Annotated in this window: 9 protein-coding genes; 5 read left to right on the top strand and 4 right to left on the bottom strand. The window is 67.1% G+C overall.

What is annotated here, in order from left to right:
• Positions 1-36 precede the first annotated feature (36 nt).
• From HUX53_RS18630 to HUX53_RS18610, 5 genes are all read left to right on the top strand, one after another.
• Complete coding sequence (locus HUX53_RS18630; RefSeq protein WP_176404485.1) at positions 37-819, top strand: cupin domain-containing protein; 783 nt, start codon at positions 37-39, stop codon at positions 817-819.
• Positions 819-1,724: an aldo/keto reductase gene (locus tag HUX53_RS18625; RefSeq protein ID WP_176404481.1), complete on the top strand. Its 906-nt coding sequence runs from the start codon at positions 819-821 to the stop codon at positions 1,722-1,724. The genes HUX53_RS18630 and HUX53_RS18625 overlap by 1 nt, the downstream gene beginning before the upstream one ends.
• Complete coding sequence (locus HUX53_RS18620; RefSeq protein ID WP_176404480.1) at positions 1,708-2,592, top strand: hypothetical protein; 885 nt, start codon at positions 1,708-1,710, stop codon at positions 2,590-2,592. The genes HUX53_RS18625 and HUX53_RS18620 overlap by 17 nt, the downstream gene beginning before the upstream one ends.
• 407 nt (positions 2,593-2,999) lie before the next feature.
• Complete coding sequence (locus HUX53_RS18615) at positions 3,000-3,875, top strand: Scr1 family TA system antitoxin-like transcriptional regulator (RefSeq protein ID WP_176404479.1); 876 nt, start codon at positions 3,000-3,002, stop codon at positions 3,873-3,875.
• 1 nt (position 3,876) lies between these two features.
• Complete coding sequence (locus HUX53_RS18610) at positions 3,877-4,074, top strand: DUF397 domain-containing protein (protein WP_176404478.1); 198 nt, start codon at positions 3,877-3,879, stop codon at positions 4,072-4,074.
• A gap of 123 nt (positions 4,075-4,197) precedes the next feature.
• Here the strand turns inward: HUX53_RS18610 and HUX53_RS18605 are convergent, their stop codons facing one another.
• The 4 genes from HUX53_RS18605 to HUX53_RS18590 form a co-directional block, all read right to left on the bottom strand.
• Complete coding sequence (locus HUX53_RS18605; RefSeq protein WP_176404477.1) at positions 4,198-4,959, bottom strand: hypothetical protein; 762 nt, start codon at positions 4,957-4,959, stop codon at positions 4,198-4,200.
• Positions 4,960-5,139 carry a hypothetical protein gene (locus HUX53_RS18600; RefSeq protein ID WP_176404476.1) on the bottom strand — a complete coding sequence of 60 codons (180 nt, stop codon included), beginning with the start codon at positions 5,137-5,139 and terminating at the stop codon, positions 4,960-4,962. It abuts the gene before it with no gap.
• 275 nt (positions 5,140-5,414) lie between these two features.
• Positions 5,415-9,482 carry an N-6 DNA methylase gene (locus tag HUX53_RS18595; protein WP_176404475.1) on the bottom strand — a complete coding sequence of 1,356 codons (4,068 nt, stop codon included), beginning with the start codon at positions 9,480-9,482 and terminating at the stop codon, positions 5,415-5,417.
• The gene (locus tag HUX53_RS18590; protein ID WP_309237313.1) at positions 9,479-12,403 is read right to left on the bottom strand and encodes a helicase-related protein; all 2,925 of its coding nucleotides are present in this window, start codon (positions 12,401-12,403) and stop codon (positions 9,479-9,481) included. Before HUX53_RS18590 ends, HUX53_RS18595 begins: the two co-directional genes overlap by 4 nt.

The following is a 12,403-nucleotide window of genomic DNA, read 5'->3' as shown; positions in this document are numbered from 1 at the left end:
CGGGGTGTCGGCGGGCTGGCGTGAAGGTCGACAGCGCTGCAGGGTGGCGCGGAGGAAGGCTTCGGGTGCCGCGGGGACGATCACGGCGTCATCGTCCTCCAGGTGTCGGGCGCCGAGCGATGGCGTATCGACGGCCCCACCCGCCCTGCCCCGCTATATCGAGACGTCGCATTCGACGACACGCCACCCGAGTACCCGATCGACGAGTTCACTCTCCAGGCCGGGGACGCCCTGCACGTCCCGCGCGGCTGGTGGCACGCCGCCGCCGCGTCCACCGGGCAACCTTCGCTCCACCTGACCTGCGGCCTGGCCACGCACACCGGCGTCGACCTGCTGGCGTGGTTGGTGGATGACCTGCGTGCACGAGACTTTGTCCGCGCCGACATCCCGCGCCTGGCCGACCAGGACGCTCAGACGGCCTGGCGCTGCGAGGTGGGCAAGCTCTTGACCGAACGCCTCAACGACCCGGCGGTGATTGATACCTACCTGGCAGCGTGTGATGCTGCCCGTGGGCCGCGAGCCGGCTTCTCGCTGCCGCACGCAGTGCGCGAGCGGCTCCCGGATGACCCTGGCCTACCCGTCCGGCTCATGACAACCAGGGCGGTCCTGCGCTGCACCGAGCAGGCCGTGACCCTGGAAGCCGCCGGGCAACGCTGGACACTCGCTGACCAGGCAGCTCCGCTCTTGGAGGCGCTCGTCTCCGGAGGGCCGACCACGCTCGGTGGCCTGGCCGAGGCCGCGAACGTCACCATCGACCAGGCCGCCGAGTTGCTCGACCAGTTGCTGCGCAGCGGAATCATCGCCGTAGGACAGGCGTGATGGCGGTGCTCGGCCTGGGCACCTACCGATGCCGCGACGTGACCGCCGCCGCCCGCGCCGCCATCGCGGCGGGAGTCACCGTCATCGACACCGCCCCCGTCTACGCCGAAGGCAACGCACACGACCAACTGGCCGCTCTGCTACCCGATCACCCTGACGTGCGGATCTCCACCAAGGCCGGCCACATGACCCGGCACCAAGCCCGGGCCGCTCAACGGGCGGGCCTCATCACCCCCAAGGAGGCCGCCCGCTGCCACTCCATCGCCCCCGCCTACCTCCGACACCGCATCACCGCCAACATCACCGAGATAGGCCGCGACCGGCTCGACCTGCTGTACCTGCACAACCCCGAACACGACGCGCACGGCGACCGAGAACGACTACTCGAACAGATCATCCAAGCGTTCACGACGTTCGAGGAAACCGCGCAGCGAGGCGACATCGCCGGCTACGGCATCGCCACCTGGAGCGGCTTCACCAGCGGCGCCTTCACCGTCCAAGACCTCATCACCGCGGCGCAACGAGCAGCGGGAAGCACCCGAACCCATCTGCAGGCGATCCAACTACCCGTGAGCCTCATCGAGCTCACGTCCTTCGCCGAAGCCCTCCACGGCGCGGGCCCCATCGCACAGGCCGCTGGGGCGGGGCTGGAGGTGTGGGCCTCCGCGCCCCTGAACGGCGGCGAACTCGCCGACCTGGTCACGCCCGACCTGGCCGAGTTCATCGACCCCGGCTCCTCGAACGCCGCTGCGGCGCTCTCGGTAGTGGCCTCCACGCCCGGACTCACCGGCGCTCTGCTGTCGGCCTCGACTACGGCACACTGGCAAGAAGCATCCAGAGCCTTCCGGCGACCAGCCATCACGCTCACGCACCTCCAGGACATCTGCCGTGTTCTCCGAGCCTGACGACCCCGACATCCGCGAACGGATGCACACCGCCTTCGCCGACGCGACGAGCCGACTCGGCTGCGCACCCGCAGACGGCGCCGTCGAAGCCTGGGGCCACGGCGGAAGGACCATCGGCGCACCCGTCACGACGTCCTACGGCAACGCCTGGCTCCGCGTGCTGGAGGCACCAGCAGGCGAGGAAGGCGGAAAACTCTGGACCGGCGCCCAGGAAGCCGCCGCCACCCTGCCGGCAGAGATCCCACGCCCCCGGCTACTCGACTCGGCGGACTGGATCCGCGAGACATACGCCTACCGAGCTGAACTCAGCACCTACATCACCGCGCCCGTCTGCTCCCCGACCCCCGACCTCACCGAACACATCACCCTGACCGACGCGTGGTGGACGCGATTGCAGCGGGCTATCAGCGCGGTCGCGGCCACCCCGGCACCGGACGACCGCTCGCCCGTCATCACCCAGGACTACATACACCGCACCATCCCGCGCTACCTCGGCGACGTCGGCATCGACACCACCGTCCGCCGCTGGACCCTCGCCCACGGCGACCTCCACTGGGCCAACCTCACCAGCCCCGAACTGACCATCCTCGACTGGGAAGGCTTCGGCCCCGCCCCCCACGGATTCGACGCCGCCCACCTGTACGCCTACACACTCCCCACCCCAGAACTGGCGACCCGCATCCGCGACACCCTTGCCGACATTCTCGCAACACCCGACGGCCGACTCGCCGAACTCACCGTCGCAGCCATCCTCCTCCAAGCCGCCGACCGCGACGCCATCCACGCCCGACTCGCCCCACGTGTCCGAGAACACGCGCAGAGGCTGCTGGAACACCAACACGACTCCCAAACTCCCGAGCACATCTGACATGTGCCACCGCTGACCCCATTCCATCCTCTGTGTGAGGGCATGCAGGTCACGACGTGATCGCAGGTCGACGGTTCACCTTTGGAAAACCAAAGAGCTCCCGGTAGACGGGTTGATCTCCACGACCAGCCCCGCAACCACCGGGAGCTCCGGTGCTGTTCTATGCACCGGAGGGAAGCGTCGAGGGCGAAGGCATCCCCGTTCGGACGGGCCGACGTGCACATTCGTGCACGTGCACGGATGCGCACGTTCACGCTCGGCACGTAGCCGTTCGTCGAGTTCCGTTCGAGACAGTCGCAATCGATGACACGCTGAGCGGTCGCGTGATAACCCTTAGTCATTAGCTCGGCTGTCCCCGGTCAGCAGTTCGCCCCCAGCCCTCACCGGCCCGATCACGGAGGTCACCGGTGACCAGTCCCTTCGTCCGCCGGCAACGACTCGCCACCGAACTACGGACCCTGCGCGAGCAGCGCGGCGTCACCGCCGACGAGCTGTCCAAAGCGATCTTCCGCTCCCGCACGACGATCTCCAAGCTCGAGAACGCCCGGTCCCGCCCCGACATGGGTGACGTCTATGGCATCCTCCGTTTCCTCAAGGTTCCCGAGGACAAGTGCGAGGAGCTCTACGTCATCGCCCGGGAGGCCGCCGACCGCGGCTGGTGGGACCATTACGGCGACACGATGGGCGCCCGCCAGCGCATGTACGCCAACATCGAGTCCGGCGCCGCAACGATCCGCGAGTACCACCAGACCGCTCTACCTGGACTTCTCCAGTGCATGGAATACCACTGGGCGCTCATCGACCTGGACAAGATCGAAGGCTCCAGGATCAACTATGTGCCCGAGAAAAGCGTCGAAGCACGTCAGCGGAGGCAGGAGAACGTCTTCCGGCGCGGAGGCCCTTCGGTCGAGTTCATCATTGACGAGTTCGTCTTGAAGAGGCTGGCGGTTCCGCGACCGGTCATGGTGACGCAGCTCCGGCACATGGTGCAGCTCGTGACGCGTGAACCGCGCTTCACCATCCTCGTCCTACCGCTGGACGCGCGCGTCCCACCCGGCCGCCTCCCAGCGTCCGCATACACCATCTACACGTTCCCCGATCCGGCCGACCCGTGCCTAGTCGTCGCCGAGACCAGTAATTGCTTGGTTCACACGACTCCCGATGAGGTGGCAGGGTATGAACGTCTACATGACCGTCTCCGGCGGGCCACACTGCCTGCCCTGGAGAGCCTCTCTCTTCTGACGGACACGGCCGACCGGCTTAACGAACAGGCAGGCCCGTAACGTGAAGCAGCAGTACAACGGCTGGCGCAAGTCGAGCCACAGCGTCCCGGACTCGAACTGCGTGGAAGTGGGCCGTTCCCCCCACGGCACCATCGGCGTACGCGATACCAAGGAAGGCGGCACCGGCCCCATCCTGGACTTCACCCCCCGCGAGTGGGTTGATTTCATCCAGGCACTGCTCTCCTCCGCCAGGGGATAGCAAGCGGCTGGCCGGGTTCATCAGGGTGGGCTCGCCCCCCGAACACTCACTCTGCGAACGCCTTCTATAATCGGCCCTTCAGGACGATGAGCGACTGCCGTGATCAAGCCATCACGCTAATCTTTAGTACATAATTAGCTTGTGACTTACGGGTGGCTTTTCATCTGGCTCCTCGATTTTGTAACCGAGATCCCGGAGCACACGTACCGCCTCGTCCGGGCAGTCCCGTACCACAACACCGGTTTGCATTCGCCTCCATCCTCTGCGACCTTCACAGAGAACCTTTTTCCAGTTCTCTTCGCAGTCGATACCGAATTCCTCGACCAGGAACTGGAGCACGTCCTCCAGGCATGGCCGGAATCGAGGTCCCCCGACAGGGAAGTGGAGGTTCGACAGCTGCGGAATCCTTGGACGGGGACTATCGAGCTGGTTGACGCGGTCCTTGATGCGGCGGTTGGCCCTCCTGCCGGTCAGCAGCATGTAGACGACCTCGTCACGATGGGCGTGTATCTGGAAGTGAGCTCCGGGGATATTGCTCTTGGGGTGCCGGATGTACTCCCAGCGGAACAATGGCTCGGCCTTGCCGCCTGCCATACGGACAGCCGCTTTGGACTCTTCAATCGCCAGATAGTCCTTCGCGCCATCCCAAACCCCCTTGAGCGTCAAGCTCAGCTCAAGCCTCGGGACGTTGCCGATAGTGATAGTAATCGGCGGCGGCAATTCACTATCAGACGCGAAGGTTGTGATCACCAAACGTCGACCGCCGTTCTCATACACGGCCTGAAACGGCGGCGTATCGCGACCTACTACACCCCGCACTGTGTTTGTGAGTTCGTTGGCGAACTGCTCGGCCTGACGTCTCAGTTCGTCCTCGTCCTCGGGCACTTATTCTCCGAGTAGGAAATCGATGTTGTCGATCGTCGTTAGAACGTCCATCTGCTCTGCCGTGAGCTGGTAGTTCTCGGCACGGCGACGCAATTCATCTTCGTTGATCCCGGCTCGTTCGAGCAGTCGCTGACGCTGCGCGCGTAGCTCTGTCTCGGATCTGCTGATCACGGTTTCCATGGGGTCCTCCTGTGGTCCGTGGTCATCCATGTAGCCAGTCAAGCCCCTACCACTGACACTATGCGCCGACAACACTCGACTTGGCGCAGGTGAGGCTGAACCTGGCCAGTAGCGGACTCGGGCATGAAGCATGGGGAGCGAGCGACGGCGGCCGGCACAGTCACCATGCACAGGCAACGCCGAACACGGCTCTCGCCGCCCTACCTCTGACTGCCCTACAAGGTCAGCCATCCGGGGCATGTTCCGGGTCCCGGCTGGTGGGCCCTGCGTTCGTCTCACGACGAGCGAGAGGACTCGGGGTGGCGGGGGCCTTCGCCCGGGGGCGGATCGAGGATGGTCTTGTACGGCTCTCCGGTACGGATGGCCTGCGCCATGGCGTCGTACACCTCAAGGATCAGCTCCTTGGTCCGGTACGACCCAAACGCCGCAACGTCCTTCTTCTTCACGATCGGGAACGTCTCCATGATGTAATCGACGTCGTCCCGTTCCACCCCGTACAGATGGAAATAAGCGGCGTCAAGTTCGGCCCGGATCGTGAATCGCCGCTGCTCATTCCAGACGAAAGGCGGGGCACCATCTCCCGACTCAGAGGCCACCGCCATCTCCCAGGTTGTACAGACGAGTTCCACAACCCGAGATGTCAGCCAATTCTGCAGGTCAACACCGACCCTCCAAGGAGCGGCGTGATCATATTCGTTAGGCTGTAGAACCGGAAGCTGTTTTAGGTAGCCGTAAGTCAGATGGGTGCCACCCATCTTCTGCCTCAGGCAGTAGTCCAGCACGAACGCTGACATATTCGCATACAAACAGGCCATCCGCTCCGTTGGCGATACCATGATCGGCCACGTGTTTCCCGTGCCAACACGTGAAATCCAGCCAAATATCGCTGTCCGTTCATCAGTGCTACGGCAGATGTCTCGCAAACCGATAAGCCATTTCCGGCCCCAGCGCTTTTGAAGCCGTTCCTCTACCCGACCTTCAGCCACCCAGTAACGAGGAAGCACCGCATAGTCAGGGTCTCGTTTTTGATCTGCACTTAGGCGGGGCAGGGTGCCCATGTTGGCCTGGGCCTGGGTCTGACCCTCGTAGGTGCCGAGGCGATCGTCGAAGTGGTGGATCATCTTGGCCTCGTACAGCGGAAGCATCGTGTCATCACCGCGTGTGAAGCGGTTGCCCTGGAGCATCCATCCCGTCGACTCCAGTTCCTTGCGAGTGTGGAATAGTCCGGAATCGTTGGCCATATCAAACATCCGCATGAATGAAAGGCTCCACGGGTTGTTGCTAGGTGTCTCTCTCCAGAGCACCGGGACTCGGCGGTAAATACCCAGGGTAATCCGCGCGTCCCGGCGGGAGCGGAACAGCGGCGCGGTCCCCGTGTTGGGGTTGAGGAGAAGGAGGTCCTCCGGAGGCATCGTGAACCGCCGAGCCTCGGTATCGGTGATCTTCCGAGAGCCGAAGGCGAAGTCGGCCTCGTACGCCCGCACCTTCCGGCCACCAATCGTCATCAAGCAGAACCGGACCCGGTGATCTACGGCCCGGCTCAACAGAAACTCCTCGTTCTCGAATTCCAGGAATGCAACCAGCCTGCCACTCCTCACCAGGTCGGCGAAGAAGGGAGCCGTGGTGGCGTCCGTAGCGATGCCGGTGGGCAGCACCAGGCCGCTGCGCCCCTTCGGGCCGATGATCGTCCGGCCGGTCTCCGCAAACACCGAGTAGGTGTTGACGTCGCCCTGCCCGGTCAGCGGGTAGCGCCCCGAGGTGCGCAGGAGATGGCTCCAGCCGGTGGCTTTGCGCAGTTCCTGCTGGAATTCGGCGTAAAGCTCCCGGTCGTTAGGTGCGTCGCTATCGGCCAGCGCTTCGATGTGCCTCTTGCGGGCGGCCTTGTTCGGGGCCTTGGCGATCTCCTCGGCGCGGGTGGCGAAGAACTCCTGTTCCTGGATTTTGATGCGCTCCCACGGGGGGTTGCCGAGGACGCAGGTGAAGCCGCCGGTCCAGCCGGTTTGAGGGTCGGTGCCGGGGGCGTTCTCGTCCTCCGGCACGGCGAAGACGGTTGGGAACTCCAGGTGCCAGTGGAAGAAGCGGTACTGCTTGGCGAGCTTCCGCAGTTCGGCGCGGCTGCGCGGGGCGAGCGTTTCAGTGTCCTGGCTGAGCTTGATGAGGTCGCGGGTGGTGATGGCGGGGGCGTGATTCTCGGTCTTCGTCCAGACGAAGGCCGCGCACCAGGCGTCGTGGAGTTCCTTCTGCTCCAGGTACTCGGACGCTTCCTGGAGCTGCTGGTACGCGTTCTGCTGGGCGTGGACGTGGGTCAGGTCATCGCTCTGCGCGTCCCTGATGGCGGCGGCGCGGCGGGCCAGGCCGTGGTTGCCGGCTCGCAGGCCGGTCTCGTCGAACAGTTCGCCCTGCACGCCGAGGTGGCGCTTCTCGTACGCCTCGCGCTCCCCCTTGTTCCGCTTCTTGAGGGCGGTGACCCACTTCTTGTCGTCACCCTCGATGGCCTTGAAGGCGTCGTCGGGCAGGCCGGCGTCCAGCAGCTTCGGGGTGGTGCCGAGGAGGGCGTTGCCGACCTTGATGTGGGCGTCGAGGAAGGTGAGCGCCTTGCCGGGCTCCAGGGCCTCCAGCCAGAGGGAGACCTTGGCCAGCTCGACCGCCATCGGGTTGATGTCCACGCCGTAGATGCAGCGGGACACCACGTCGCGCAGGGCGTGACGGATCGCCTCGTTGGACGGTTCCGGGTCGCCGGTGCGGACGAAGGCGAGGCGCTTGGCGATACGGCGGGCGGCGGCGACGAGGAAGTGGCCGGAGCCGCAGGCCGGGTCGCAGACTGTGAGGGCGAGAAGGGCGTCCTCCTGCTCCTCGGCGGTGTTCACGGACTTCACCGCGTCGTCGATGACGGGGTCGAGCGCGGAGTCGAGGAGGGTGTCAATCAGGGAGGACGGGGTGTAGTACGAGCCGCTCGTCTTGCGGTCGTTGCCGCTGAGCTTCCGCAGCTCGAAGGCGCCCTTGGCCGGGTCGTGCTTGGGGACGTACTCCAGCAGCGACTCGTACACCGACCCCAGTTCCTCCGAGCCGAGGTGCTTGAAGTCGACGCGGCGGATGCGGCGGGCCTTCTGGTCGTGGACGCGCGACAGCGACCGCACGGCGTTGAACAGGTGCTCGTTGGTGAGGGAGAGCCCGTGCAGGGCGTGGTCGGCGTCGGAGAGTTCGAAGATGCCGCCGAGGGCGGGGAGGCCGAGTTCGGGACGTCCGCCTTCCCGGTTCAGGCCGTCCAGGATGAGCGTCACGGCCTGCCACTCGTCGGCGTGGCGGCCGCCGTGGCGGCGGGCGGCGATGCGGCGGAGGCGGTCCGTGGAGAAGTAGGTGGTGTAGCGGTCGCGGGCCGTCTGGGGTGCGTCCGGGGAGAGCAGCACCTCGCGGTCTTCGGCGACGAAGAGGAACAGCAGGCGGTAAACGGTCCGGAGCAGCGCGCGGTGCAGGGTCTCCGGGGTGACGGCCTTGTTGTCGGCGTCCTTGAGCGCCTTCCGAAGAGCCTCGTTGTCGGGGTGCTGGATGAAGCCGGTGCCGAGGGTCTCGATGGCTTCCTTGACGGTGACGCGGAGCTGGTCGAGGACGCGCGCGCCGGAGTCGATGGCTTCCTGGCGCCACTTCTCCAGCCAGCAGGAGGCCGGGCCGGTGTCCTCGCCCTGGTGCTCGAACCGGGACGAGTGCGCGACCCGGTACAGCAGCACGAACGCGTCGAACGCCTCGCCCTCGAAGATGGCTTCGAGGTCGAACTCGACGTAGGCGGAGCCGGCGAGGGCGCTGGAGTCGCGGAGGACGCGCAGCAGCCGTCCATTGGTAACAACGCCCCAGAGGGCGGCGGCGCTGCGGTTCAGGTACTCCTGCACGAGCGACTGCGGGGCCGCGTCGGCGGCGCCGGGGATGCCCTTGGTGCGCCGGTCGAGGTCGACGCCCCAGCCGAGCTGATGAATCGGGACGTGCTGCCAGTGGTGGCTGACGGCGAACTGCTTCTCGCCGTCGTCGCTGGGCAGTCCCCCGGCGGGGACGCGCGGCAGGTGGCCGTAGCCGAGTTCCTGGAAGAGGCGTCCGAGCCAGTATTCGCGGGTGACGCCGACGGCCGGGTCACCGTCGGTGAGCTGCTCCTTGAACGCGGCGTAGCGTCCGCGCAGGTATGTCCAGGAGCGCTCGGCGACGTCGGTGACCGTCTCGTCCTTGGCCAGGTGGTAGGCGGCGGGTTTGGCGCCGGGCAGGTCGCTGTTGCCGCCGGCGATGCGGAGCAGGGTCTCTTCGGGGAGGAGTCCGCCGACGGAGGCGATGCCGAGGGGAAGGGTGCTGGTGCGGCTCATCGGGCGGCCTCTCCGGTGACGGGAAGGTAGACGTACAGGCCGAGGACGTCGGCGTTGGGGTCGGCCTCGACACGGAGGCCGCGGATGACGACGCCGGTTTCACGGCGGCGGGTGGCCTCGCGGACGCGTGCGTGCGACGCGCGGAGGCTGTCGGCCAGGTCGCGGCCGTACTGGTCGAGGTGGGGGCGGAGCGTTTCCAGGCCGTCCAGGACGCGGGTCGCGGTGGCAGTGGCGAACTCGGGCGCGGTGTTCTCATCCGCGCGCACGTCCAGGAGGGCTAGCGCCTCGTCCTCACTGAGCCATTCGGCCTTGGCGGGGCTGCCGCGGAAGGCGAGAACGCGGGCGTCCTCGGCGATCTGCTGGCGGCGTCCGCCGTCGCGGGTCGGCAGCGTGAGGTGGAACCGGTAGCGGACGAGCATCAGCGTGGTCCGGGTTGGAACGGCGGTCGTGCGGATTACGCCGCAGCGGCGGGCGGGGCGCTGCCAGTCGTCCAGCTTCGGGTCCAGCGCCGCGTCCAGGACGAAGCGGGCGATGGTGTTGACGGTCGCGTCGGTCCGGACGAGCGCCGCCTCGCCGCGCTTGACCGGGGGCAGCGAGTGGAACGCGATCTCGCGGGCCTTCTTCGGGCCGAGGACGGCTTCCAGGCCGCTCATCAGCGTGGACGGCAGCCCGCCCGTGTCGGCGGTGAACGAGCCGTCGGCGGCCTCGCGGGAGATCTGGCCGCGCAGCTTCACCACTGCCGTCCGGACGAACTCGGCGGCCTCGGCACCCGAACCCAGCGCGGCGCGGATCTCGGTGACCTCGCGGGCCACCTCGTCCGCGTGGATGGCGTGCTGGGCGAAGCGGGCACGGGACGCGCGCTCGCGTTCGGCGGCGCTCACCCAGTCGGCGTGCAGGTCGTCGCGCTTGGAGGTGAATCCGAAGTCGAAGCTCAGCTGCTCGGCGTCCTCCTCCCGGAGCAGCAGACCTTCGAGGACGGCGTTGACCACGCTGTCCGACTCGTCCAGGACGGCGACGGAGACGCCGGTGGCCTTGCGGATCTCGGCGTGCTTGCGGATCAGGATGTCGAGGACGATCCCGTCGATCTGGTTGTCGGACCCGTAGAGGGTGACGGTGCGGACGACGTCGCGGCGCTGCCCGTACCGGTCGACGCGGCCTTCGCGTTGCTCGTGTCTCGTGGGGTTCCAGGCCAGGTCGTAATGGATGACGGCGTCAAAGCCCTCCTGGAGGTTCACGCCCTCGGAGAGGCAGTCGGTGGCGACGAGGACGCGCTGCTCGGGACGGGTCTGCTCGTCGGTGTCCTCGTCGGCGGGCGCGCCGGAGATCATGCGTTCGATGCGGGCGATGCGCTGCTTCGGCGACAGGGTGCCGGTGACCGAGACGACCTCGGTCTTTTTGCCGAGCGCGTCCCCCAGGTGTTCGGCGACGTATTCGGCGGTGGGGATGAAGCGGCAGAAGACGATCGGGTTGTAGCCGTCCTTGAGTAGCTTCTTCACCAGCTTGGTCAGTTCGCCCAGCTTGGTGTCGGCCGCGCCTTCGAGGGCTTCGGCCTGCTTGGCCATCCGGCGGAGCCGCTGCTGCGGTGCGGTGCCGTCCGTGTTCTCCAGGTCGGCGCCGGGGGCGGCGTCGACGGCCTGGGTGGAGTCGTCGTCGGTGAGGTCCATGACGGCGATGCGGCCCAGCTCGTCCGCCTCGGGGACGGTCTTGGCGTCCAGGTTGGCGGCGCGGGTGCGGAGGGTCTGCGCGGCGGCGCGGGGCGACGACGCGAGGGAGCGCAGGAGCGCGAGCGCCGACCACCAGCGGACACGTTGCCGGACGACGCCGTCGCTCTCGTCAAGGGCCTGCTCGCGGGCGTAGTCGACAACGGCGGTGAACAGCTTCCGGTACTCGGCGGACAGCTTGTAGGAGACCTCTTTGCTCTCCCGGTCCTTGGGGAACGGGGTCTCCTCGCCGATGTAGGTGCGGATGTCCGCGCGGCGCCGCTGGACGAAGTGGCGGGCGAGCCGGCGGCGTCCCGCGTCGGTGTCCAGCGGGACGGTCTCCAGCTCGGGGTCGAGGAGGCCGAGCAGGTTGCGGAACGCCTCGTCCTTGCCGCTGTGCGGGGTGGCGGTCACCAGGATGAGGTGCCGGGACGCGTCCGCGGCTACCTTGCTGACGAGGTCGTGGCGGAGCTGGCGGCCGTCGCGGGACCCGGTGGAGCCGGCGGCGACGCAGGTGTGGGCCTCGTCGACGATGACCAGGTCCGGGCAGTGCCGGATGAACTCGTCGCGGTGCCTCGGGTTCTTGATGTAGTCGGTGGAGACGATGACGTTCGGGTGCCGCTGGAACAGCGACTCGCCGATGTCGAGCGAACGCTCCAGTCGCGGGACGGTCGAGGCGAGCACGAGTTCGGCGTGGATGCCGAACTTGTCGCGCAGCTCGTCCTGCCACTGCTCGGCCAGAGCGGGGCTGCATAAAATCGCCAGCCCGGACGCCTCGCCCTGCGCCAGCATCTCGGCGGCGATGAGGCCCGATTCGATGGTCTTGCCGATGCCGACGTCGTCGGCGATCAGCAGCCGGACGGTCTCCTGCCGCAGCGCCATCAGCAGCGGGACGAACTGGTAGGAGCGCGGGTCGACGGCAAGCTGGGCGAGGGAGCGGAACGGCCCGGCGCCGGAGCGGAAGCCGATGCGCAGCGCGGACCGCAGCAGCCCGGCCGAGCTCTGGTCGCCCAGGTCGTCCGGGGTGGGCGGCGGGAAGCTCGCCGTCTCGACCTTTTCGAGCGCGGGCAGCACGCCGACCAGGTCGTCCTGTGCGCCGCCGAGGGGGCGCAGCACCAGCAGCTCGGCATCAGAGCCGGGCTGCACGACCCATTCGCGGCCGCGCGCACGAACCAGTACACCTGGGGCGAATTGGGCGGCCTCTGGCACGTTGATGCTCAC

Origin of the sequence: Actinomadura sp. BRA 177, assembly GCF_013372625.1 — a bacterium.
Classification (GTDB): domain Bacteria; phylum Actinomycetota; class Actinomycetes; order Streptosporangiales; family Streptosporangiaceae; genus Spirillospora.
Note: the sequence above shows the minus strand (reverse complement) of the source record. Positions and strands in the feature narration are given on the sequence as shown.

Bases quoted from the DNA above. Each gene is read 5' to 3' on its own strand.
- HUX53_RS18595 (WP_176404475.1), bottom strand. From the start codon at position 9,482: ATGAGCCGCACCAGCACCCTTCCCCTCGGCATCGCCTCCGTCGGCGGA.
- HUX53_RS18600 (WP_176404476.1), bottom strand. From the start codon at position 5,139: ATGGAAACCGTGATCAGCAGATCCGAGACAGAGCTACGCGCGCAGCGT.
- HUX53_RS18625 (WP_176404481.1), top strand. From the start codon at position 819: ATGGCGGTGCTCGGCCTGGGCACCTACCGATGCCGCGACGTGACCGCC.